Annotated in this window: 21 protein-coding genes; 8 read left to right on the top strand and 13 right to left on the bottom strand. The window is 65.8% G+C overall.

The window, feature by feature from the left end:
* Positions 1-192: 192 nt before the first annotated feature.
* Entirely contained in the window at positions 193-1416 is a 1224-nt protein-coding gene (locus QMX83_RS03440; RefSeq protein WP_282295247.1) for a multidrug effflux MFS transporter, read from the top strand.
* A 62-nt stretch (positions 1417-1478) separates the two neighbouring features.
* Positions 1479-1865, top strand: a complete 387-nt coding sequence (locus QMX83_RS03435) for a hypothetical protein (protein ID WP_282295246.1) — start codon at positions 1479-1481, stop codon at positions 1863-1865.
* A 7-nt stretch (positions 1866-1872) separates the two neighbouring features.
* On the opposite strand, the gene QMX83_RS03430 is transcribed toward QMX83_RS03435, so the two are convergent.
* The 6 genes from QMX83_RS03430 to QMX83_RS03405 form a co-directional block, all read right to left on the bottom strand.
* Positions 1873-3348 carry a glycoside hydrolase family 19 protein gene (locus tag QMX83_RS03430; protein WP_282295245.1) on the bottom strand — a complete coding sequence of 492 codons (1476 nt, stop codon included), beginning with the start codon at positions 3346-3348 and terminating at the stop codon, positions 1873-1875.
* A gap of 257 nt (positions 3349-3605) precedes the next feature.
* Positions 3606-3992, bottom strand: coding sequence for a type II toxin-antitoxin system HicB family antitoxin (locus QMX83_RS03425; protein WP_282295244.1), 387 nt, complete (start codon positions 3990-3992; stop codon positions 3606-3608).
* A 48-nt stretch (positions 3993-4040) separates the two neighbouring features.
* Entirely contained in the window at positions 4041-4223 is a 183-nt protein-coding gene (locus tag QMX83_RS03420; protein WP_282295243.1) for a type II toxin-antitoxin system HicA family toxin, read from the bottom strand.
* 98 nt (positions 4224-4321) lie between these two features.
* A complete protein-coding gene (locus QMX83_RS03415) occupies positions 4322-6301 on the bottom strand; it encodes a M2 family metallopeptidase (RefSeq protein ID WP_282295242.1) in 1980 nt (659 codons plus the stop codon).
* A gap of 36 nt (positions 6302-6337) precedes the next feature.
* Complete coding sequence (locus tag QMX83_RS03410) at positions 6338-6952, bottom strand: phosphatase PAP2 family protein (protein WP_282295268.1); 615 nt, start codon at positions 6950-6952, stop codon at positions 6338-6340.
* A gap of 227 nt (positions 6953-7179) precedes the next feature.
* On the bottom strand, positions 7180-8889 hold the full coding sequence (locus QMX83_RS03405) for a glycosyltransferase family 39 protein (RefSeq protein ID WP_282295241.1): 1710 nt from the start codon (positions 8887-8889) through the stop codon (positions 7180-7182).
* A 131-nt stretch (positions 8890-9020) separates the two neighbouring features.
* Here QMX83_RS03405 and QMX83_RS03400 point away from each other — a divergent pair, with 131 nt between their 5' ends.
* From QMX83_RS03400 to QMX83_RS03390, 3 genes are all read left to right on the top strand, one after another.
* A complete protein-coding gene (locus QMX83_RS03400; protein ID WP_282295240.1) occupies positions 9021-9722 on the top strand; it encodes a response regulator transcription factor in 702 nt (233 codons plus the stop codon).
* Positions 9709-11001 carry a HAMP domain-containing sensor histidine kinase gene (locus QMX83_RS03395; protein WP_282295239.1) on the top strand — a complete coding sequence of 431 codons (1293 nt, stop codon included), beginning with the start codon at positions 9709-9711 and terminating at the stop codon, positions 10999-11001. The genes QMX83_RS03400 and QMX83_RS03395 overlap by 14 nt, the downstream gene beginning before the upstream one ends.
* Before the next feature lie 118 nt (positions 11002-11119).
* Positions 11120-12370: a DUF819 family protein gene (locus tag QMX83_RS03390; RefSeq protein WP_282295238.1), complete on the top strand. Its 1251-nt coding sequence runs from the start codon at positions 11120-11122 to the stop codon at positions 12368-12370.
* A gap of 71 nt (positions 12371-12441) precedes the next feature.
* On the opposite strand, the gene QMX83_RS03385 is transcribed toward QMX83_RS03390, so the two are convergent.
* Together QMX83_RS03385 and QMX83_RS03380 are read right to left on the bottom strand one after the other, a co-directional pair.
* A complete protein-coding gene (locus QMX83_RS03385; RefSeq protein ID WP_282295237.1) occupies positions 12442-12666 on the bottom strand; it encodes a CstA-like transporter-associated (seleno)protein in 225 nt (74 codons plus the stop codon).
* The gene (locus tag QMX83_RS03380; RefSeq protein WP_282295236.1) at positions 12666-14747 is read right to left on the bottom strand and encodes a carbon starvation CstA family protein; all 2082 of its coding nucleotides are present in this window, start codon (positions 14745-14747) and stop codon (positions 12666-12668) included. The genes QMX83_RS03385 and QMX83_RS03380 overlap by 1 nt, the downstream gene beginning before the upstream one ends.
* A 195-nt stretch (positions 14748-14942) precedes the next feature.
* Between QMX83_RS03380 and QMX83_RS03375 the strand changes: the two genes are divergently transcribed.
* Complete coding sequence (locus QMX83_RS03375) at positions 14943-15794, top strand: pirin family protein (protein ID WP_282295235.1); 852 nt, start codon at positions 14943-14945, stop codon at positions 15792-15794.
* Positions 15795-15845: 51 nt separating this feature from the next.
* Here the strand turns inward: QMX83_RS03375 and QMX83_RS03370 are convergent, their stop codons facing one another.
* From QMX83_RS03370 to QMX83_RS03350, 5 genes are all read right to left on the bottom strand, one after another.
* Positions 15846-16307, bottom strand: a complete 462-nt coding sequence (locus tag QMX83_RS03370; protein WP_282295234.1) for a hypothetical protein — start codon at positions 16305-16307, stop codon at positions 15846-15848.
* A gap of 150 nt (positions 16308-16457) precedes the next feature.
* Positions 16458-17186, bottom strand: a complete 729-nt coding sequence (aqpZ, locus tag QMX83_RS03365; RefSeq protein WP_282295233.1) for an aquaporin Z — start codon at positions 17184-17186, stop codon at positions 16458-16460.
* A 154-nt stretch (positions 17187-17340) separates the two neighbouring features.
* Entirely contained in the window at positions 17341-18204 is an 864-nt protein-coding gene (locus QMX83_RS03360) for a pirin family protein (protein ID WP_282295232.1), read from the bottom strand.
* A 153-nt stretch (positions 18205-18357) separates the two neighbouring features.
* Entirely contained in the window at positions 18358-18627 is a 270-nt protein-coding gene (locus QMX83_RS03355; protein ID WP_282295231.1) for a hypothetical protein, read from the bottom strand.
* Between the two features lie 204 nt (positions 18628-18831).
* Positions 18832-20895: a 3-hydroxyacyl-CoA dehydrogenase NAD-binding domain-containing protein gene (locus tag QMX83_RS03350; protein ID WP_282295230.1), complete on the bottom strand. Its 2064-nt coding sequence runs from the start codon at positions 20893-20895 to the stop codon at positions 18832-18834.
* 237 nt (positions 20896-21132) lie between these two features.
* On the opposite strand from QMX83_RS03350, the gene rpoE reads away from it, so the two are divergent.
* Positions 21133-21753: an RNA polymerase sigma factor RpoE gene (gene rpoE / locus QMX83_RS03345; RefSeq protein ID WP_282295229.1), complete on the top strand. Its 621-nt coding sequence runs from the start codon at positions 21133-21135 to the stop codon at positions 21751-21753.
* On the top strand, positions 21750-22350 hold a 601-nt coding region (locus QMX83_RS03340; protein WP_282295228.1), incomplete at its 3' end, for an RseA family anti-sigma factor. The genes rpoE and QMX83_RS03340, both read left to right, overlap by 4 nt.

Raw genomic sequence — 22350 nt, 5'->3', positions numbered from 1 at the left:
CCCAGCGCCCTGCCGCGCAACGGCCGCACGGCAGATGAACGCGGACTGCGAACCGTACGCATTCACCCTCGCGGGCATGGAACCGGAGGCGGCAACGGCCTATCATGAGCAGATTCTCGTATTCATCAGGCACCGCCCGGGTTTGGGCCGGTGCCTGCCTGTGCTCGCGCAGGCTGCTGACGGAACCCAGCCATGACACCCGCCTCACCCTCCACGCGTCGCCTGGCCCTGCTGCTGGCCGGTCTGGCCATGTTCGGTCCGTTTTCGATCGACACCATTTTCCCGGCCTTCCTGTTGCTCGGCGAGCGCCTGCAGGTGGACCAGGTCGCGGTGCAGCAGACGGTCAGCGTCTACCTGCTGTTCTACGGGTTGATGAGCCTGGCGCACGGGCCGCTGTCGGACGCGTTCGGCCGCCGGCGGGTCATTCTGGGCGGGCTGGTGGTGTTCATTGCGGCCTCGGTGGGCTGCGCGCTGTCGCGCGACCTGACCACGCTGCTGGTGTTCCGCGCGCTGCAGGGCGTGTCGGCGGGCGTGGGCGTGATTGTCGGCCGCGCGGTCATCCGCGACCTGTACCACGGTGCCGACGCGCAGCGGCTGATGAGCCAGGTATCGATGATCTTCGGTGTCGCCCCGGCGATCGCGCCGATCATCGGCGGCTGGATCCTGCTTGGTGGCGGCGACTGGCCGTTGATCTTCTGGTTCCTGGTCAGCTTCGCCGCGCTGTTGCTGCTGGCCACCGGCAAGTGGCTGCCGGAAACCCACCCGGAGCCGGCGCGCACCCCGCTGGCGATGGGGCCGCTGCTGCGCAGCTACGTGCGCATGGGCTCCAACCCGCGGCTGCTGCGGCTGGCCGCGGCGGGGGCGTTCAACTTCTCCGGCATCTTCCTGTACATCGCCTCGGCCCCGGTGCTGGTGATGCAGCACCTGAAGCTGGGCGAGGGTGGCTTTGCCTGGCTGTTCATTCCGACCATCGGCGGCATGACCTTCGGCTCGTTCCTGTCCGGGCGCATGGCCGGGCGCATGACCGCGCAGCGCCAGGTCAGCATCGGCTTCGCACTGTGCGGGGTGTCGGCGCTGGTGAACCTGGCCTACGTGCTGTCGGTGCCGCAGATCGTAGTGCCGTGGGCGGTGCTGCCGATCTTCCTGGGCGGGGTGGGCATGGCGCTGATCTTCCCGATCCTGGCCCTGGCGGTGCTGGACATGTACCCGCACCAGCGCGGGCTGGCCTCGTCGATGCAGATGTTCCTGCAGTTGATGATCAACACGGTGGTGGCGGGCATGATCTCCCCGCTGCTGAGCAGCCAGCCGCTGCACCTGGCGCTGGGCTACGGTGGCTTCTTCGCCATCGGGGCCAGCTTCTGGTACTGGGAGCGCTACTGCGAGCGCCGTCGCGCGCTGCTGGCCGAGCCGGCCTGAATACCGGCTCGCAAGGCGCGCTGCGGTATCCTTTCCCCATTGATGCAGTCCGGACGTACCTGATGTCGACCACCTCCAAGCTGCGCCGCGACCTGCGCCGGCGCCGTGAAATCGAAGAAGCCAACCGCGAAAAGGCCCACGCCTCGCCGGTGGAACCGCATGCCGAACTGCGCGACCAGCAACGCACGCTGCTGGCTGGCGTCGTTCGCCGCGACGGCGAATGGGTGCTGGGCATGGACGGCCGCATTGCCGGGCAGACCACCAGTGCCGCGCGTGTGTTGGCGCTGATCATGCAGGCCGCCGAACTGCACGAGCGCCAAGGCACGCCGGTGCGGCTGGTGTATTCGGATGCGTTGAAGGATGCGGCGCATGCCGAAGCCCAGGCCGATGGCCTGGACTTCGACGCGTTCAAGGTGCAGTTCGCCGAGAGCCTCAAGAAGAAGTCGTAATCCCGGGTTACTCAATCACCTCGACATTCGGGAATTTGTCGATCACGCAGTTCACGTAGTCGGCCGGCTTCAAGGCCGAGTACGGGGTCTGATAGGTCACCAGCTTGCACTGATAGCTGCGACCGCCCACGTTCCCCGGCACCCAGTCGTAGTTTTCTTCCCAGTAGATGGGCAGCGCACCAGCGCCGCCTTCGTCAAACTGCTTCATGCCCTTGCAGCCCAGCACCTCGTTGCCGGGCACCGGCACGTTGAAGTACTGCGCGGCTGCCTTGTAGTAGGTGATGCGGTTCTGCGACTGCAGATGTTCGGCGCTGCCGCCACATTCGACGCCGCCGTTGATGATCTGCGTGGAGACGCCAAAGCCCGGTACCAGGCCATTACCGACATCGTGCGCGTTCGGCTGCCAGGTGCCATCAATCACATGCATCATCGACGGCTTGGGCGGCTGCGGATACATGTAGAAGAACGCCGCACTGGCCAGATTCAACCAGGTGTCGGCAACCAGATCGGGGCGGTCGAGCAGGGTGCGCACGGTGCCGAACATGGCATCCGAGAACGGCCCGTAGTTGTAGTTGTAGGACAGCTGCTTGGCCCCGCGCCCGAAGTAACTCTTGTAGCGGCCGGCATTGGGGCCATCGGCAAAGGTGCCGCACGGCCAGGTCTGGCCTTGCCAGGTGGTCGGGTTGCACTCGCCGGCATAGCCATCGGCGCGGTCCTCGCTCCAGCCCATCTCACGCACATGCACCAGCGCCTGCCGCCACTCGGGAATGGCGCTGTGTGCATCGTGGCCGCCGGTTTCCTGCGCGAAGTGGGCCACCATGGTGGCCAGGGTCTTGCGGCAGATCGCGTTGGAGTCGCGGCCGTCGGTGTAGGTGGCACAGATGGCGGGGAACTTGGCAAAGGCCTGCAGGAAGCCGCGATAGGTGTATTCCGGCGCACGCAGCGGGAACAGGAACTCGAATTGTTCGTTGCTGACCAGCCCTTCCACCCGGCGCACATTCTCCGGGTTGGCAGGGCGCAGTGGCTGCACCGCCTCGACCTCTGCGTTGGGCAGGGTACGGATCGACGCCAGGGTCTGCTGCATCAGCGGGAAGTCGGTCAGCCGGGCCTCGTCGGCGCGCAGGGCGCTCAACGGAATCTGCACCGGTTGCAACGGGTCGGGATCCGGATCGGGGTCGACCGGAGTACCACCACTGCCATCACAACCGGGCGTGGTTTCGGCAACTTCCTCCCACGGTGACAACCAGGGTTGGGCCGGGTCGATCTGCGCCGGGGACTGGCCGGCATCGGCCCACCACTTGGCCTTGAAGTAACGGCCCTGGAAGATCACCACACAACCGGCGGTGTAGGTCTGGCTGGGACTCCAGGTGTCGCTGGCAACGGCGGTAGAGGCGCGCGGTTGTTGGGACGAAGCAGCGTGCGCCGGTGCGGAACCGGCGAGGGCGACCAGAAGTGCGGTACTCAGCAAGGCAGGGGTGTGCATGATGCATCCTGATGCGGAAGGGAAGCTGCACGTTAGCGCTGGAGTTCGCGATTGGATTTCGTATTTGTTTGAAGTGGCAGATTCCTTGACCGACATCTGCTTTGCCCAATGCCATGCGTCACACTTCCACGCCTCCGTTAACGCACCGCCGCAATCCCCACCTCGGCGTAGAGCTACGCCCTGCGTGACTGGCACGTTCCACACAGCAGAAAGCCGACCCGAAGGTCGGCTCTCGTCGCTTGGATCTACGGGTCAGTTCAACCTACCGCCAGGTGCGCAATGTAGGCAGACCGCGTTTCCCCCGCTTCCTTGGCCTTGGCATCAATCCTCATCAGTATCCGCCTGGGAATGCTGATGTTTACCCGCTCGATGGTGTCATCCAGCAACGCCGGATCAACCTTGACGTAACTCACGATCCAGCCCTTGAACTCTCCTTTTTCAAGGACGTCCTGGGCCAAGGACGGTGAAGGAATGACCTGGCCTGCATCCAGTGCGGCGTCAATCCATGCGGCGGCCGCTTCTTCTGCGGCAGTCATTGCCTCGTCCAGGGTGTCGCCGGCAGAGAAACAGCCCGGAAGGTCCGGAACGACCACGCCCCATGCCGTGTTTTCGTCACCTGGTTCAATCATGATCGGATAACGCATGTGGTCTCTCCTGCTCGGCTCGGTTGCGAAGCGCAAAATTCCACCGGTTCACTTCAATCCCGCAATCTTCAGCAGATTGTTCAACAGACCCTTGCCGAGGCCTTTGCGGGGATGGGGCACGGTGATGATCTGGGACCGGCTGGCATGCACATAAACGTGGTGCGAGCCGCGGACCCGGCTCAGGGCCCAGCCATTGGCTTCCAACAGCTTGATCAGCTCCGAGCTTGTCATGATCGAAGCATACACATCATACACACGGACGACAAGGCGGTACCGATAACGAACAACGCCCCTTGTGGGGCGTTGTTCTGGCACAAGAAAAAGCGGAATTACTGTTTGGTAGCCGCTGCTGCGGGTGCCCCCGGGGCCTGCCAACCACACATCTGGCCCTGATTCTGCTGCTTCAGCCACTCGTTGACCGGGGTGAAGTACTCGATCATCGGGCCGGCATCCAGCTTCTCGCCGCCGGTGATCTCCTTCAGCGTGGCCTGCCACGGCTGGCTGGCACCCTTGCTCAGCATCGCCCAGAACTTCTGCCCGGCTTCCTTGTTGCCGTAGAAGCTGCACTGGTGCAGCGGGCCCTTGTAGCCGGCTGCGTCGCACAGGCCCTTGTAGAACTGGAACTGCAGGATGCGCGCCAGGAAGTAGCGGGTGTACGGGGTGTTGCCCGGCACGTGGTACTTGGCACCCGGATCGAAGAACTCCTCACCGCGCGCGCTGGCCGGAGCCACGCCCTGGTACTTGGCCTTCAGGTCCCACCACGCCTTGTTGTAGTTCTCCGGGGTGATCGAGCCGTCGAATACACCCCAGCGCCAGCGGTCGATCATCAGCCCGAACGGCAGGAACGACACGCCGCTCAGCGCCATGCGCATCTGCGCGTTGATGGTGGCCTCGCGGCTTTCCTGCGGCTTGTCGACCAGACCGATCGAGTTCAGGTACTGCGGGGTCATTGCCAGCACGATGGTGTCGCCGATGGCTTCGTGGAAGCCGTCGTTGGCACCGCCCTGGAACAACGGCGGCAGCGGGTTGTAGGCCAGGTCGTAATAGATGTGGCCCAGCTCGTGATAGATGGTGGTGAAGTTTTCTTCGTTCGGCTTGATGCACATCTTGGTGCGCACGTCGCCTTCCATGTTCATGTCCCACGCGCTGGCGTGGCAGACCACGTCACGGTCCAGCGGCTTGATGAACTGGGTTTTGTCCCAGTACGACTTCGGCAACGCGGGCATGCCCAGCGACACGTAGAAGTCCTGCGCGCGCTCGGTCATCTGCTTGGCGGTGCGCAGTTCGGCGTCACGCTGCGCCTTGTACAGCGCTTCCATGCTGGCGTTGCTGCCGCCGGCCTTGGCGATGGCACCGCTCAGGTTGCCTTGGTACTGCTTTTCCAGCGCGGCAGTGATGTCCAGGCTGCCGGCACCCGGGTAGGGTTCCAGCTGGTCCCACAGGTTGGACCAGTCCTGCTGCCACATGTTGCCGAGCAGGTGCGCGGCGATCAGGCCGCCTTCGGTTTCGGCCTTGTCCTTGCCGTAGGTGGTGTCCAGCTTGGTACGGGCATAGCAGTGCAGCTGCTCGTACATCGGCTTGACCTGTTCCCACAGGCGGTCGGTTTCCGGGCCGATCTGGTCGGCCGGCATGTCATAGCCGCTGCGCCACATCTGGCCGGCGTCGGCGAAGCCCATTTCCTTGGCACCTTCATTGACCAGGCCAACGAAGCGCTGGTAGTCAGCGCGCATCGGCTTGGTGGTGCCGTGCCAGCCCTGCCAGGCGTCCAGCTGCTTGTCGTAGTCGCGGCTGCGGGCGAGTACCTGCTCGAGGTCGCCGAGCTGGCGGCAGGTGGCCGGGTTGGCTTCGTCGGTGCAGTACTTGCCTGCACCGTATGCGCCTTCCATACGGCTGGCGATGCGGGTCAGCTCGCCCAGCTTGGCCGGGTCGCGCGGGGCCGGCATGGCGGTCATCAGCTTCAGCAGGTGCAGCTGGCGCTTGGTGTCTTCGGTCATCGGCTGGCCGTCGTACTGGCCGGCCTGGGCGATCCAGCCATTCAACACGGTCAGCCAGCGCTCGTTGGCCTTGGCCGCCACGCGTTCGGAATCGTCATTGATGTAGGTCGACGACAGCCACTGCGCCGAGGTCATTTCCGGGTACATGGCCTTGTACTCGGCGTTGACGCGGGCGATGAACTGGTCCGCGGTCTCGGTGGGCTTGGCGGTGCCGGCCGCCGGGGTGGCGGCGGGGGACGGTTCCTTCTGGCAGGCCGCCAGCGTCAGTGCGGCAGCACCAACAGCCAGGGCCAGCAAAAGCGGGCGGTGGTTCACGGGCAGATCCTTGGGTGGTGAATTACCGCCCGAAGGCTAGTGGGCCGGTCGCGACACCGCAAGGGCCACTAGATACAGCCCCAGTGCCACCGTCCAGCAGGTGACCAGGGTCCACAGGTCGTGCGACAGGAAATGCGCGCCGCGCAACTGCTGGGTAAAGCCGAACACCGCGCCGGCCAGCAGGCCCACGGCGAGTCCGCGCCAGCGCCAGGACGGGCGCACCATCAGTGCGAAGAAGTAGAGGCTGACCCAGGCGTAGCCGGCGCTGGCGTGACCGGCCGGGAAGCACATGCCGCGCGGCATGTCGGCCGGCCGCGTGGCAAACAGGCCCACATACTCGCGCAGGCCACCGTAGCGGGTCAGGTCCCACGGGCAGTCCATGTGGGTGAGCGATTTCAGCAGCGACACCATGCCGGTGCCCAGTGCTACCGCCAGCACCAGGTACAGCAGCGGCCAGCGCCAGGTGCGCCAGCGGGCGTGTCGCCAAGCGTGGAAGCACGCCACCAAGGCCAGCAGTGTGGCAAACGCGCTGAGCCACTTGCCGCCCTTGTGGATCAGATGGGTGGTGACCCACGCGTTCTGCAGCGCCCACTGGTGGCCTTCCAGCCGGTAGATCTGGTCGGCCAGCCACTGATCACCCCCGGCGCTCATCAACGCCCAGCTTGCGAGCAGCGCCGCCAGCCAGGGCAGCAGCAGGTGCCGGGTCAGGAACGCAGAGGTTGCCGCGCGGGGGACGGAGGTCGCGATAAACGTCGCGGCAGGAGCAGGGCGCATGCGAACAACAGCCGGTAGGAAGGACCCGGGCCATGCTGGTCAGCGCGCTGTCGGAGACCGGTCAGAGCCGCGTTGCGCGTGCGTTAAACGCGGGCCTGGGTTCATCAGTCGCCGTCATCGCCCATGGACTCACCGCCGACCACCGTGGCATGGCACTGCAGGTCGAGCGCGGTGCCCGGCACCAGCCACCAGTCATTGCGGTTGGCGCTGCCGATCGCGACCGACCGGGCACGATCCACGCACGGGCTCAGCGCCGGTTCGGCCACCAGCAACCAACGGGTGTGGGGTGCCTGCGCGAGCCATGGCACGGCATCGAGCCATTGGTCGTTCCAGTCGCGTTTGAAGCCAAATTCGGTGACCGGACGGTCCGCCTGCAGCAGGTTCTGCTCGCGCCATGCCACCGCGCCCAGTTCGGCCTGGGAGCCAATCCGCTCACCCACCCGCTGCATCACCGCGGACGCCGAACTGTAGGGGTCCAGTGCCGGCATCAGGCCCCAGCCATAGAGGTTCCAGAGCAGCAACGAGGCCAGCACTGCCAGCACGCCCGCGCGGCGTAGACGCAGACACGCGGTCAGCACCGCCATCAGCAGACCGAAGCCGAGCAGCCACAGGCCCAGCGGAGCCAGCAGGCTGTCGGGCATCGCCCGTTTGGCCAGCTGTGCGTGCGCCCACGCACTGCCCCCCAGAAGATGTACACCGATGACCAGGCCAGCCACGCTCAGCACGACGGCGTAGGCCAGCAGGATCCATCGCGGTCCGGGCCGACGCAGCAGGCCGGGCAGAAGTGGCGCAGCCGCCACGCACAGCGCGGGCAGCATCGGAAAGATGTACACCTCGCGCTTGCCGGGGCTGGCACTGAAGAACAGCAGTACCAGCAGCGACCAGCCGAGCAGCAGCCACCAGCGCGCATCCAGCCGGCGCAGCCTGCGCCACCAGCCGGGAGCCAGTGCCGGCAGCAGCAGGCTGCCGGGCAACCACAACGTGGCCATCACCTGCAGGTAGTACCAGGCGGGCTGCACGTGGTGCCAAGCGTTGGTGTAGCGGGTGCCGGTCTGCTTGAACAGCAGTTCGTGTGCATAGGCCTGCAGTTCCGGCGTCGGGGCGGTCAGCAGGGCGATCCCCAGCGGCCCCAGCCACACCGCGGTGCCGAGCAGGAAGGCCGGCAGCAGCCACAGCAGAGGCCGGGCAGGGGCGAGATAGGCGTGCCGCTGGCCGCGCGCCTGCCAGCGCCACAGGGCCCAAGGCAGCAGCACCAGCAGCGGCAGGAAGCCCACGCCCTTGGTGACGGTGCCCAGGCCGGCGGCGAACCCCGCGACCCATAGCGCAGCGGTGTTGGGGCGTTCCAGCAGGTGCCGCAACAGGCCCCACAACGACAGTGTGGTCAGTGCCACCAGGACCATGTCGATCTGCGCGCGCTTGGCCATCAGCCCGAACTGCAGGCAGCTCATCAGCGCCAACACCGCCCACCACCCCACGCGCCGGCTCCACAGACGCCGGCCCAGGTCCCAGCACAGCCACAGGGTGGTCAGCGCCGCCAGCAGCGACGGGATCAGGAAGGCCAGGTTCCAGTTGCGCACCACCGACCAGGTGGCCGCCTGCATCCACATGAACACCGGTGGCTTTTCCGCGTACAGCTCACTGCCCCGGTGTGGCAGCAGCCACTGCCCGCTCTCCACCATGTCGCGGGCGGCCAGGACAAAGCGCGGCTCGTCCGGCGGCGAGGGCGAACGCAGCCCGATGCCGGCGGCCAGGGTCAGCAGCAGGGCCAGGCAGATCAGAACGCGCCAATGGCGGCGCAGCAGCAGACGGGTCACAGGCGTGGGTGAGGGCAAAAAACGCACTGTGGCGGGGACGGTGTAAGAAACACGTCGAATCGGGCCAATTGCGACTTCATTTCGACATCGACGACGCTACCATCGCCTCCATTACCCTTGGAATCGCGCACATGCGCCTGCTGGTCATCGAGGACAACCGCCAACTGGTGGCCAACCTGTTCGAGTATTTCGAGGCACGCGGCCATGTGCTGGATGTCGCCCCGGATGGGATCACCGGGCTGCATCTGGCAGCCAGCCAGAGTTATGACGCGGTGATCCTGGACTGGATGCTGCCGCGCATGGAGGGACCGGAAGTGCTGCGCCGTCTGCGTGCTGAACACGGCTCGGAAGTGCCGGTCATCATGCTGACCGCCCGCGATGACTTGCCCGACAAGATCGCCGGCTTCCGTGCCGGGGCGGACGACTACCTGACCAAACCGTTCGCGCTGCCGGAACTGGAGGTGCGGCTGGAAGCCCTGCAGGTGCGTGCGCACGGGCGCAATCCGCGCAAGGTGCTGGAAGTGGCCGACCTGAGCCTGGACCTGGCAACGCTGGAAGCCCGCCGCGACGGCCAGGTGCTGCACCTGTACCCGGCCTGCCGCAAACTGCTGGAAGTGCTGATGCGCGCCAGCCCGGCAGCGGTCACCCGGCAACAACTGGAGTTCGCGTTGTGGGGCGATGAGTTGCCCGACGGCGACCTGCTGCGTTCCCATGTTTACGAACTTCGCCGCAGCGTGGACGGTCCGTTCGCCAGCAAGCTGATCCACACCCTGCCGCGTGTGGGGTACCGGCTGGCAGTCACGGCGACGGAAGACAGCGATGCGACTCCGTAAACCCGGGCCGCTGCATCGCCGCCTGGTGTGGTGGCTGCTGGCCTACCTGGCCATGATTTCGGTGGCGGTGTTCAGCGTGGGCAACTACGTGCACGAGCACGCCGAACATTCGGCATGGCGCGCGCTGCTCAATTCCGAACTGGACAGCATCATCAACCACGTCGAGCACGAACCCCACTACCGCTGGCAGGACTCGGACACGCTGCGGCTGTTCACCATCGATGATGACCCTGCGCTGCCGGCGGTGCTGCGCACGCTGCATCCGGGCCTGCATGACGGGGTGGTCATCAACGACCGCTCGGCCGCAGTGATGGTCCGCGACACCGCGACCCAGGGGCGGCTGGCCCTGGCGCTGGACATCAACGATTTCCACGAACTGGAAGAGTTCGCCACGCGCTGGGTGATGCTGGCCGGTGTGGTGATGATCATCGTGACCGTGCTGATGGCCTCCATCGGCGTCAGTCGCGTGGTGCAGCCATTGCGCTCGCTGGCCCGGCACATCCATGACCTGCGGCCGGGCGTACCTGGCCAACGCGTGGAGGTCGACCCGCGCGGCAGTTCCGAGCTGTATGTGATCGCTGACGCGCTCAACGACTATCTGCGCCGGAACGAGCAGTTCGTCGAGCGCGAGCGGGTGTTCATCAGTACTGCCAGCCACGAGCTGCGCACGCCGATTGCGGTCATCACCGGCGCTTCTGAACTCGCCCTGGAGCAGCCGGACGTGCCCGAGCGCGCACGTCAGCAGATGCAGCGTGTGCACCGCAGCGCGCAGGGGGTGGAACAGCTGATCCAGCTGCTGCTGGTGCTGGCGCGCGAGCCGGCCCGTCTGGCCGCATTGAAGGAGCGCATCGCGCTGGATGCACTGCTGCCGGAGATCGTCGAGGACCACCGCCACCTGCTTGGCGACAAGGACCTGCACATTGAAATGCAGCCGCTGCCGGCACTGGACATCATCGCGCCGCTGGGCGTGGTGCAGGCGGCGATCGGCAACCTGCTGCGCAACGCCATCGAGAACAGCGGGCGGGGCACCATCAGCCTTTCCTTGTCCGACCGCGCCGTGGTCACCCTGCAGGATCCGGGGCTTGGGATGAGCCCGGAGGAGATCGCCGCTGTCTATGCGCGCATGGCGCGCGGTGACCGGGGCGAGGGCGATGGTATCGGTCTGGAGCTGATCGCACGCTTGTGCGAACACCTGGGCTGGGGGCTCACAATCGAGTCCAGCGAGCCGCGCGGCACCCGGGTCATTCTGGACCTGGGTGCGTCGCTGCCGCCCTCGTAACCTGAACAGGGGAGGGGGCGGCGCGAGGTGGCATGCCGTGAAGACAATGTTAAGCTCGGAAAAGCGCCGCGTGATGTGGCGCTTTTTTTTGCCCTTTCGATCGACAGAGGATGGCTGCATGCCGACCGAACCGAGTACCGCCCTGATTACCAGCGACATCGTAGGCCTTGGCCTGATTGCCGCCACCCTGGCCCTGATCTTCTGGGCCGCCAGCGGTCCCACCCCGCTGCTGAAAAAGATATTCGCGTGGGTGCCAGCCCTGCTGCTGTGCTACTTCATACCGGCCATCTACAACACCGCCGGTCTGATCGATGGTCACAACACCTCGCTCTACAATCCCATCGCCCGTGATGTACTGCTGCCTGCCGCCTTGGTGCTGCTGACGCTTTCCATCGACCTGAAGGGCATCCTCAAGCTGGGGCCGAAACTGCTGGTGGTGTTCTGCGCCGGCACCGCCGGCATCGTGCTGGGGGCCATCGTGTCCTTCCAGGTGATGAAGCTCATCCATCCCGAAACCGTGGCCGGTGATACCTGGGCCGGCATGGCAGCACTCGCCGGTAGTTGGATCGGCGGCGGAGCGAACATGGTGGCGATGCGCGAGGTCTTCAGCGTGGACGCCACCACCTTCGGCCAGTTCGCGGTGGTGGACGTGGCCTGTGCCAGCCTGTGGATGGCGATCCTGCTGTTCCTGGCCAACCGCGCCCAGCAGATCGACACGCGCAACGGGGCCGACACCCGTGCCATCGATGAAATGAAGGCACGCATCAGTGCCTATGAAGCACAGAATGCGCGCATCCCGACCCTGACCGACCTGATGGTCATCGTCGGTGTCGCGCTGGGTGGAGTGGGCATCGCCCACGCCATTGCCGCGCCGCTGGCCGGCTGGTTCAAGGTCAACGTCAGCTGGGCCAGCCAGTTCAGCCTGGACAGCCCCTTCGTCTGGGTGGTGCTGATCTCCACCGCGCTGGGTCTGGGCCTGAGCTTCACCCGGGCGCGCAAGCTGGAAGCGGCCGGTGCCTCGCGCCTGGGCACGGTGTTCCTGTACTTCCTGATTGCCTGCATCGGCATGCAGATGGACCTGTTGTCGCTGCTGGACCGTCCGTGGCTGTTTGCGCTCGGCGTGATCTGGATGGCCACGCATGTCCTGGTGCTGTGGATCGTGGCGAAGTTGGTGCGCGCGCCGCTGTTCTTCTTCTCGATCGGGTCGATGGGCAACATCGGTGCGGCGGCATCGGCCCCGGTGGTGGCTGCGGCCTTCCATCCGAGTCTGGCTCCGGTGGGCGTACTGCTGGGCACGGTCGGCTATGCCACCGGCACCGGCATAGCCTACGTCACCGGCCTGATCCTGAAATGGATGGCGGGGGCGTAACGCCCCCCAGCGTCCAAAAAGAAGGCGGCGCATCTGCGCCGCCTTCCTGCTTTCAAACCGTCAACCGGCCGTCAACAACACCGGCCGCCGTTGCGCCCGCTGTAGCGGGCTTCCTGACGCTCGCGGAAGAACGTCTTGTAGTCCATCGGCGTGCGGTCCGGGTGTTTTTCCAATACGTGCCGCACGTAGTTGTCGTAGTCGGGAATGCCGCAGCACAGGCGCGCGGTCTGCACCAGCCGCCGCCAGATGCGGCGGTGGGCCTGGTACTGACTGACGGGAACCAGTCCGGTACCCATTACAGATCCGCCATCTGATGCGGTTCCAGCTTCACGTACGCGGTTTCCTTGTCCGTGCGCTGCGGCGAACGACGCGCCACCACAATGGTCTTGATCGCATAGGCCAGGATCGAGAACACCACGAACAGGAACAGCACGGTCAGGCCGGTGTTGACGTAGGCGTTGACCACGATCTGCTGCATCTGCGCCACGCTCTTGGCCGGGGCGGTGATGGTGCCGCTGGCAATCGCGTCCTGGAACTTGTGCGCCTGCGCCAGGAAGCCCTGCGCCGGGTTGCTGTCAAAGATCTTGATCAGCCCTGCGTAGGTGGTGCAGATCAGCAGCCACACCGCCGGCACGGCGGTGACCCACGCGTAGCGGTCCCGCTTCATCTTGAACAGCACCACCGTGCCCAGCATCAGCGCGATACCCGCCAGCATCTGATTGGAGATGCCGAACAGCGGCCACAGGGTCTGGATGCCGCCGAAGGGATCGACCACGCCGGTGTACAGCAGGTAGCCCCACAGCGCCACGCAGCCTGCGGTGGCGATGATGTTCGCGGTCCACGACTCGGTCTTCTTCAGCGCCGGGATGAAGTTGCCCAGCAGGTCCTGCAGCATGAAGCGGCCGGCACGGGTGCCTGCATCCACGGCGGTCAGGATGAACAGTGCTTCGAACAGAATCGCGAAGTGGTACCAGAACGCCATCATCGCGTCGCTGCCGCTGGGAATGGCTTCGTGCAGGATCATCGCGATGCCGACCGCCAGCGTGGGTGCGCCACCGGCGCGGTGCAGGATGGTCGGTTCGCCGATCGCGGCCGCCGTGGCGTTCAACTGCTCCGGGGTGATGGTGAAGCCCCAGGTGTTGGTGATGTAGTGCGCGGCGGAAACCGCATCCGCCCCGATCACCGCCGCCGGGCTGTTCATTGCGAAGTAGATGCCCGGGTCGATGATCGACGCGGCCACCAGGGCCATCACCGCCACGAACGATTCCATCAGCATGCCGCCGTAGCCGATGTAGCGCATGTGGCTTTCATTGGCGAGCAGCTTGGGCGTGGTGCCCGAGGAGATCAGCGCGTGGAAGCCGGACACCGCACCGCAGGCGATGGTAATGAACAGGAACGGGAACATCCCGCCCTTCCACACCGGGCCGTCGCCGCTGGCGGCGAACTGGGTCAGCGCCGGCATCTTCAGTTCCGGCATGACGATCAGGATGCCGACCGCCAGTGCGACGATGGTGCCGATCTTGAGGAAGGTGGACAGATAGTCGCGCGGGGCCAGCAGCAGCCACACCGGCAGCACCGAAGCGACGAAGCCGTAGCCGATCAGCATCCAGGTGATCTGGGTGCCGGTGAAGGTGAAGGCCGGGCCCCATACCGGATCAGCCGCGACCTTGCCGCCGTACCAGATCGCCAGCAGCAGCAGGATAAGGCCGACGACCGAGATCTCACCGATCTTGCCGGGGCGGATGTAGCGCATGTAGATGCCCATCATGATCGCGATGGGCATCGTGGCGATCACCGTGAACATGCCCCACGGGCTTTCCGCCAGCGCCTTCACCACCACCATCGCCAGCACCGCCAGGATGATGATCATGATCAGGAAGGCACCGAACAGCGCAATCGTGCCGGGCACCTGGCCCATTTCCTCGCGCACCAGGTCACCCAGCGAGCGACCGTTGCGACGGCTGGACAGGAACAGCACCATGAAGTCCTGCACCGCGCCGGCCAGGACGACGCCGACCACCAGCCAGAGCAGGCCAGGCAGATAGCCCATCTGCGCGGCGAGCACCGGACCGACCAAGGGGCCTGCACCGGCAATGGCGGCGAAGTGGTGGCCGAACAGTACGTGCTTGTTGGTCGGCACGTAGTCCAGGCCGTCGTTGTTGATCACCGCCGGTGTGGCCCGGGTCGGATCAATCTGCATCACCTTGTTGGCAATGAACAGGCTGTAGAAACGGTAGGCAATGAGATAGATGGAGACCGCGGCAACCACGATCCACAGGGCATTGATGTGTTCGCCCCGCCGCAGTGCGACGGTGCCAAGACAGAATGCACCGAGCAGCGCGAGCGCGGCCCAGCCCAGCTTGGAAAAACCTTTCATGAGATGTGCGTCTCCCTGGAGTGCGTGTTAAGAGTCTGCGCAGTCATTGACCGGGTCAATGCAATCGCGGGGACTTGCCGCTAGTACTTTGGTCGTATGGGCCTTGCGTTTGGAACAATGGGTTGCGGACGTGGCCGTTGGCGGTTCCAGGGGCTGCGCCCATCTTGTACCGGGTAACCTTTCGATGGAGTCAACATGAGCGCCTCAACCCCCGTGCGTGTGCAGCGCACCATTCGTGGCATGCCCACCTCTGACGGGGCTGGCGTGCGCCTGACCCGGGTCATCGGTGGCCCCGACCTGCCGGACCTGGACCCGTTCCTGCTCCTGGACGAGTTCGGTACCGACAAGGCCGAGGATTACATCGCCGGCTTCCCCAGCCATCCGCATCGCGGCTTCGAGACAGTGACCTACATGCTCGACGGCCGCATGCGGCACAAGGACAACCACGGCAACGAAGGCCTGCTGACCCCGGGCAGCGTGCAGTGGATGACCGCCGGGCGTGGGCTGGTGCACTCGGAAATGCCCGAGCAGGAGTCCGGGCGCATGCGCGGCTTCCAGCTGTGGGTGAACCTGCCGGCGCGCGAGAAGATGACCGACCCGAAGTACCAGGAGTTCGCGCCCGAACGCATTCCGGTGGTGCAGCCGGCGGCGGGGGTGCAGGTGAAGGTGATTGCCGGAAAGGTGGGTGAGACGGCCGGGCCGATCACGCAGCCGGCGACCGATCCGGTCTACCTGGACATCGAACTGGCCCCGGGTGTGGCATGGGAGTACGTGCTGCCGGAAGGGCATAACGCGTTCGCCTATGTGTTCGAGGGAGCGGTGACGGTCGGGCAGGGCGACAACGCACGGCCGGTCGAGCGGCAGCAGATGGCGGTGCTGGGCGGCGGCGAAGTACTGCAGCTGCAGGCCGGTACTGATGGTGCACGCCTGATCGTGGTCGCAGGCCGGCCGCTGCGTGAGCCGGTCATGCGCCACGGTCCGTTCGTGATGAATACGCGACAGGAACTCATGCAGGCGTTCGTGGATTTCCAGGAAGGCCGGTTCTGAGGGCTGCGGAGGCATCCGGTGGGCCGGCCGTTGGCCGGCCCTGGGATTGAATCAACGCTCGGAAGCCACCGTCGACGAACCCAGCGCCATGCCCTGGGTCAGCGACTGCAGCGAACCCAGTTCCTTCGAATCACTGGGATACAGCGCAATCTGCGCGTACTTGTTCTTGTCCAGCTTGACGATGGTCATGCGCCGGTCGGCGTAGCCCGGCGGCTGCTGGCCACCCAGATCGGGCAGATACCAGTACATGCTTTCGCCTGCAAAGCTGCCTTTTTCCTGACGCAGTGGCCGGGACAGCGGAATATCCGGGTCGCGTTGGGTCAGCATCAGGCTCAACACCTCACGGCCATCGGTCGTGGTCGCCTTGCACGAGAGGTAATTGTTCTCGGCCTGTTCTTTCCACTGCAGGCCGCTTCCGGCAGGCAGGGTGGGACATTCGGCGGTAGCCTGGGCCGAGGCCACGGTGGCACTCAACAACAGACACAGCGATACAACAGCGCGCAGGACGTTCATGCTTCCCCCAAGAAGTCGAATGGCAGGGCCACGGAACGGGAGCGTCCAATCTCCGGTCGCGTGACGGGCTGGTGATTTTGACCTTAACGGAATGTGACCGAATCTTCAAATAACTGTTTCAAATGTATCTGAATCCGGCTAGGCGTACGGTCAGCCGGGGCGGGGTTCGGCCCCGATCCACTTGTAGGCGATCCCGCCGATGACCCCACCCAGCAGCGGAGCCACCCAGAACAGCCACAGCTGGCTCAACGCGCCGCTGCCGGCGAACACCGCCACCGCTGTGGAGCGGGCGGGATTCACCGAGGTGTTGGTGACCGGAATGCTGATCAGGTGGATCAGGGTCAGGGCCAGGCCTATGGCCAGGGGCGCGAAGCCTGCCGGGGCGCGGCCGTGGGTCGCTCCCATGATCACCACCAGAAACATCGCGGTCAGTACCACTTCACAGAGGAAGGCGGCGGCCACGCTGTAGCCGCCTGGCGACAAGGGCCCATAGCCGTTGCTGGCGAACGCGCCGGCCTGGCTGCCGTCGATCGCGAAACCTGGGGCTCCGCTGGCGATATGCAGCAGGATGCAGGCCGCCAGAAAGCCGCCTACCACCTGGGCCAGGATGTAGGGCACCACGTCGCGGGCCGGAAAACGCCCGCCGGCGCACAGGCCCACGGTCACCGCCGGGTTGAAGTGCGCACCCGACACATGGCCGAAGGCATAGGCTCCGGTCAGCACGGTCAGCCCAAAGGCCAACGCCACGCCGACAAACCCGATGCCCAGGGGATTGCCCTCACCACCAAACTTCGCGGCCAGCACGGCGCTGCCGCAACCGCCCAGCACCAGCCAGAACGTGCCGAGCAGCTCGGCCGCCAATCGCTTTGCCATGTTCATTGCATGTCTCCACGAACGCCCGGGGGAGGCGGGCTGTGGCGACCGTAGCTGAATCGCGGTTCATCGGGGTGAAGCGGATGTTGCCTGCCGACGAACGGCGTGAAACCTGTGAAATCGTGTGAAATCGGACGTGGAAGCGGGGCAGAGCTCCGCTCTACGCCACGGGCAACGGGATGAATTCTTTGTCGTCACCGGGAATCGTGCCGAAACGACCTGCTTCCCAATCATGCTTGGCCTGCTCGATGCGTTCCTTGGAACTGGACACGAAGTTCCACCACAGATGGCGCGGACCGTCGAGCGGCTCGCCGCCGAGCAGCATCGCCTTGACCGGGGTCTTGGCACGCAGCCGTCCGCGCGCGTTGAACTCGGGCAGGATCAGGTGCTGCGCCGGCACATCCACGCCGTCCAGCTGGGCCTCGCCTTCCAGGATGTACAGGGCACGTTCGACGTGGCCGGTGTCCAGGTCCAGCTCGGCCCCTGGATCCAGGTCGACGGCCACATTCAGGGTGTCGGCGAACACCTTCACCGGGGATTCCTCGCCATAGGCGCGGCCGGCGATCACACGCAGCCACACCCCGTCACGGCGCTGCTGCGGCAACGTGGCCGCACTGTGGTGGTAGAACGCCGGATCGGTTTCCTCGAAGCTTTTCGGCAGCGCCACCCAGGTCTGCATTCCGTGCAACGGATGGTCGTGCTCGCGCTCCACCGGCGGGGTGCGTTCGGAGTGGGCAATGCCGCGGCCGGCAGTCATCCAGTTCACGTCGCCCGGGCGGATCACCTGGTCCGAGCCGAGCGTGTCACGGTGACCGATGGCACCGGACCACAGGAAGGTCACCGTGGCCAGGCCGATGTGCGGATGCGGACGTACGTCGATGCCGGTGCCCGGCGCAAGCACGGCGGGACCCATCTGGTCGACGAAGACGAACGGACCTACGCTGCGTGCCTGCAAGGTAGGGACGGCGCGGCGTACTTCCAGGCCGCCGATATCGTGGACGCGCGGGGCGATGATGGTGGTCATGCGGGCGTTCTCGCTGGCGTGGACAGAACGTCAGCATGGCACGACCCGGCAGCACCGGCATGCCCCATTCGGGCAACAGCCTGTTGCGGCGGCAGGAACACGGAACCTGCCGGTCAGACCGGCAGGTTCTCGCGTGATGCCGCGATGTGTCGGTTACAGGGCGACGCACTCCTGCACCGAAATGACGTAGTAGAGCGAGCCGTCATGCTGGGCGTTGACGAACTGTTCCACGCAGCGGCCGAAGCCGGCGGCGGCGGCCTTGTGGTGGGCATCGCGCTGCGCCGACTGGTGGGCGGCCTCCAGAGTCGGGCCGTAGCCCTTGCCCTCGAAGGTGTCGACCACCGGGCCGATGGTGTCGGCTGATGCCAGCATCGGTGCCAGTGCTGCGCCGGCCAGCAGTACGCCTGCAAAGATCTTGTTCATGCGTGTCTCGATAGTTGGAGAGAAAGTGTCGTTGCAATGAAGTGAGCAGCGACAGGATCGAGGGTAGGCAGCGGGCGATGCCGGAGTTATCAGTGAACGCCACAACGTGTTGACCGAAAGCTGATCGATAGCGCGTAGGGGAATGCGACACACACACAAAGACGCCGCCTTGCGGCGGCGTCGTTGAAGGCACGGTGCGGACGATCAGATCACCGGTTCGCGCAATACCGGCGAATCCCAGCCCGGTCGCGGCGCGAAGCGGTCGCCATGGCGCTGCTGCAGCAGCTTCAGTCGTTCCACCAGCGCATCGGCACCGGTCGCGCGGATGTGCTGGATCGGGCCGCCGCGGAACGGCGCAAAGCCGGTGCCGAAGATGACCCCCGCATCCAGGAGGTCGGCATCGGCCACCACGCCCTCGTGCAGGCAGGCGACGGCTTCATTGAGCAGGGGCAGGATCAGGCGATCTTCCAGATCGGCCGGTGCCTGGTAGTTGGCCGGCACGTCGGGCTTCTGCGCACGGCCGTTCTCCCACTTGTAGATGCCCTGGCCATCCTTCTTGCCGCGCTTGCCCGGGTCGACCGTCTGCAGCGCTGCTGGAATCTGCAGGCCGAGGAACGGAGCCAGCTCATGGCCGACGCCGGCCGCCACGTCCAGGCCGACCGTATCGAGCAGTTCGATCGGCCCCATCGGCATGCCGAACTTGACCGCTGCCTTGTCGATCACCGGTCCGGGCACGCCCTCGGCGTAGGCCGTGGCGGCTTCGAGCATGTAAGGGAACAGCACGCGGTTGACCAGGAAGCCCGGCGTGCCGGCCACCGGCACCGGGAACTTGCCCAGCGCCTTGCAGAAGCCGGCCAGACGCTGCTCGGTCTGCGGGTCCATGCCGTCGTGGTGGATGATCTCCACCAGCGGCATCTGTGCCACCGGGTTGAAATAGTGCAGGCCGGCGAACTGCGCCGGTCGCTGGATATGGTCGCGCAGCTCCACCAGCGGGATGGACGAGGTGTTGGTGGTCAGCAGCGCGTCCGCTTTCATCTTCGGCTCCAGGGTCTGATACAGCGCACGCTTGGCCTCGGGATTCTCAATGATGGCTTCAATGACCAGATCCGCCTGCGCCACACCGTCGCCGGCGAGGTCGGCTTTCAGCCGTGCCGCGACTGCCGGCCGCTTGCTTTCGTCCTTGATCTTCTTGGCGAACAGCGCCTGTGCGCGCTCCATCGCCGGGTCGATGAAACGCTGCTCGCGATCCTGCAAGGTGACCTCGAACCCCTTGTAAGCGGACCAAGCGGCAATATCGCCGCCCATCACGCCCGCGCCGACCACGTGGACGTGGCGGATGCCATGGTCCTTGCCGCCCAGCGCTTTCAGTCGTTCGGTCAGGAAGAAGATCCGGATCAGATTGCGCGCGGTCGGGGTACCGGCGAGCTTGACCACGGCGCGGCGCTCGGCGTCCAGGCGCGTCTGGATCGGGCTGCCACCGGTACGCGCCCAGGTGTTGATCAGCGCATACGGAGCCGGGTAGTGGTCCTTCTTGGCCTTGCGTGCGACCTGCTTGGCCATCTGCGGGGCCAGCAGCTTGCGCGCCAGCCAGGTGTTGGTGGCCCACGCCGTGGCGCGCTGCTTGAACGGGCGGGTCGTGCCGGACAGGCCCAGCGCTACGGCGGTATCCAGCAGCACCGCCGGTGCCACCACCTTGTCGACCAAGCCGATGCTGCGGGCGGCCGAGGCGGACAACGTGCGGCCGGTCAGCATCAGATCCATCGCGGCGGGTGCGCCTACCAGTTGAGGAAGTCGCGCGCTGCCGCCCCAGCCGGGGAAGATGCCCAGCTGGGTTTCGGGCAGGCCAATGCGGGTGGAGGCATCGTTGGAGGCCACCCGGTAACGGCAGGCCAGGGCCAGCTCGGTGCCGCCGCCCAGGCAGTGGCCGTGGATGGCCGCCACGGTCGGGCAGGGCAGCTCCGACAGCTTCTGGTAGACGGTCTGACCACGGCGGATCGCGTCATTGACGGTGCCGCGCCGGTCGAACTCCTGGAATTCCTTCAGGTCCGCCCCGGCAATGAACCCGGCCGGCTTGATCGACTGCACCACGACCGCCTTGGGCGGGTCCAGCGCCAGTCGCTCCACCAGGTCGCCCAGTTCCAGCAGGACGTCCTGGGACATGGCGTTGACGCTGCTGTCCTGGCGGTCAAGGCTGAGCACCACGACACCATCGTCACGGATCTGTGGGTGCCAATGCGAGAAGCGGAGCCCATCGAAGCCTGAGAGCATGGGGACGTTCCATCCGGTTGTGTATGGAGAAGGGGGCTATGATCCAGAGGTTGTTTCCTCCCCGTCAAATCCCTATAGCTGGGGTATCCGCAACGACCGTTCACGACCGTGAGCGGAAACCTTAACGGAACGGTGGTTAAAAGCTGGTACGGCATTCCTCACGGAGCGCTGAACTTTTCCCGGGATTGGCAGTCTCATTGCCCGACGTCGGTTGGGCTGACAGGAGTGCGGCCCAGCATGGCCGAGGTTGAAACACCACAGGAGCTGGATCTGGAACTGGTCCGGCGTGTGCAGCGCGGCGAGAGCGCGGCGTTCGATGTACTGGTGCGCAAGTACCAGCACCGGATCGTCGCGCTGATCGGGCGCTACATCGCCGACTGGAGTGAATGTCAGGACGTGGCCCAGGACACCTTTGTCCGCGCTTACCGCGCGATCAACAGTTTCCGCGGCGACGCCCAGTTTTATACCTGGTTGCACAGGATCGCCGTGAATACTGCCAAGAATCACCTTGCCGCCCACAACCGCCGCCCGCCCACCGACGACATCGACATCGGTGACGCCGAGCAGTTCGACAGCGGCACCCGCCTGCGCGACACCGACACGCCCGAGCGTGAGCTGATGCGCCAGGAACTGGAAAACACGGTGATGAAGGCGGTCTCGGCGCTGCCGGAAGAACTGCGTTCTGCCATCACCCTGCGCGAGGTGGATGGCCTGAGCTACGAGGAAATCGCGCAGAAGATGGGGTGCCCGATCGGCACCGTGCGGTCGCGGATCTTCCGCGCCCGTGAGGCGATCGACACCGAACTTCGGCCGCTGCTGGATGTGGGCAGCGCCACCCGCGAGAAGAGCCGCGTATGAACCACGAAAATCCCAATGCTGATTCCACCGGCCACGTGCCGGAAAAATTCGATGCCCATCACCGCCAGCAGCTGTCGGCGCTGATCGACGGCGAGCTGACGGCCGACGAGGCCCGCTTCATGCTGCGCCGGCTGGAGCACGACGATGCCCTGGCCGGGTGTCACGAGCGCTGGCAGCTGCTGGGCGATGTGCTGCGCGGGCAGGCGTGCGCGCCGGCTCCGGTCGATTTCGCGGCTCGGGTGCAGGCCGCCGTGGCGGCTGAACCGGCTCCGCAGGTCGTCCCCGCGCAGGCCCCGCGTCAGCGCCGCGGTCTGCTTCGCTGGGGCGGCAGCGCCGCCCTGGCAGCATCGGTGGCGGCGGTGGCGCTGTTCATGACCCGCGAGCAGCTGCCGGATCAGGCTACCGATGCGCCGGCCACGCCCGTGTTCGCCAGCCAAGCGGAACTGCCGCCGCCGGCGGTGCCCACTCCCGTAGCGCCGTCCCAGGCCGCCGCAGTGGCCGATGCCGCCCTTGCGGTGGCTGCGGTGCCGGCGGCCGCCACGGCCGCGCGTCGCTCCAGCGCCACCCGCAACCAGCAGGCCGCGCGCAGCGTGGCCG

Origin of the sequence: Stenotrophomonas sp. PS02289 (assembly GCF_029960115.1) — a bacterium.
Classification (GTDB): Bacteria; Pseudomonadota; Gammaproteobacteria; order Xanthomonadales; family Xanthomonadaceae; genus Stenotrophomonas.
This window is presented reverse-complemented; position numbering and strand designations above follow the sequence as displayed.

What these genes read in the sequence shown, in the direction of transcription:
- QMX83_RS03395 (WP_282295239.1), top strand. Translation starts at nt 9,709, where the DNA reads ATGCGACTCCGTAAACCCGGGCCGCTGCATCGCCGCCTGGTGTGGTGG.
- QMX83_RS03440 (WP_282295247.1), top strand. Translation starts at nt 193, where the DNA reads ATGACACCCGCCTCACCCTCCACGCGTCGCCTGGCCCTGCTGCTGGCC.
- rpoE (WP_282295229.1), top strand. Translation starts at nt 21,133, where the DNA reads ATGGCCGAGGTTGAAACACCACAGGAGCTGGATCTGGAACTGGTCCGG.
- QMX83_RS03355 (WP_282295231.1), bottom strand. Translation starts at nt 18,627, where the DNA reads ATGAACAAGATCTTTGCAGGCGTACTGCTGGCCGGCGCAGCACTGGCA.
- QMX83_RS03360 (WP_282295232.1), bottom strand. Translation starts at nt 18,204, where the DNA reads ATGACCACCATCATCGCCCCGCGCGTCCACGATATCGGCGGCCTGGAA.
- aqpZ (WP_282295233.1), bottom strand. Translation starts at nt 17,186, where the DNA reads ATGAACATGGCAAAGCGATTGGCGGCCGAGCTGCTCGGCACGTTCTGG.
- QMX83_RS03425 (WP_282295244.1), bottom strand. Translation starts at nt 3,992, where the DNA reads ATGCGTTATCCGATCATGATTGAACCAGGTGACGAAAACACGGCATGG.
- QMX83_RS03430 (WP_282295245.1), bottom strand. Translation starts at nt 3,348, where the DNA reads ATGCACACCCCTGCCTTGCTGAGTACCGCACTTCTGGTCGCCCTCGCC.
- QMX83_RS03390 (WP_282295238.1), top strand. Translation starts at nt 11,120, where the DNA reads ATGCCGACCGAACCGAGTACCGCCCTGATTACCAGCGACATCGTAGGC.
- QMX83_RS03375 (WP_282295235.1), top strand. Translation starts at nt 14,943, where the DNA reads ATGAGCGCCTCAACCCCCGTGCGTGTGCAGCGCACCATTCGTGGCATG.
- QMX83_RS03370 (WP_282295234.1), bottom strand. Translation starts at nt 16,307, where the DNA reads ATGAACGTCCTGCGCGCTGTTGTATCGCTGTGTCTGTTGTTGAGTGCC.
- QMX83_RS03435 (WP_282295246.1), top strand. Translation starts at nt 1,479, where the DNA reads ATGTCGACCACCTCCAAGCTGCGCCGCGACCTGCGCCGGCGCCGTGAA.
- QMX83_RS03400 (WP_282295240.1), top strand. Translation starts at nt 9,021, where the DNA reads ATGCGCCTGCTGGTCATCGAGGACAACCGCCAACTGGTGGCCAACCTG.
- QMX83_RS03385 (WP_282295237.1), bottom strand. Translation starts at nt 12,666, where the DNA reads ATGGGTACCGGACTGGTTCCCGTCAGTCAGTACCAGGCCCACCGCCGC.
- QMX83_RS03380 (WP_282295236.1), bottom strand. Translation starts at nt 14,747, where the DNA reads ATGAAAGGTTTTTCCAAGCTGGGCTGGGCCGCGCTCGCGCTGCTCGGT.
- QMX83_RS03420 (WP_282295243.1), bottom strand. Translation starts at nt 4,223, where the DNA reads ATGACAAGCTCGGAGCTGATCAAGCTGTTGGAAGCCAATGGCTGGGCC.
- QMX83_RS03410 (WP_282295268.1), bottom strand. Translation starts at nt 6,952, where the DNA reads ATGAGCGCCGGGGGTGATCAGTGGCTGGCCGACCAGATCTACCGGCTG.
- QMX83_RS03350 (WP_282295230.1), bottom strand. Translation starts at nt 20,895, where the DNA reads ATGCTCTCAGGCTTCGATGGGCTCCGCTTCTCGCATTGGCACCCACAG.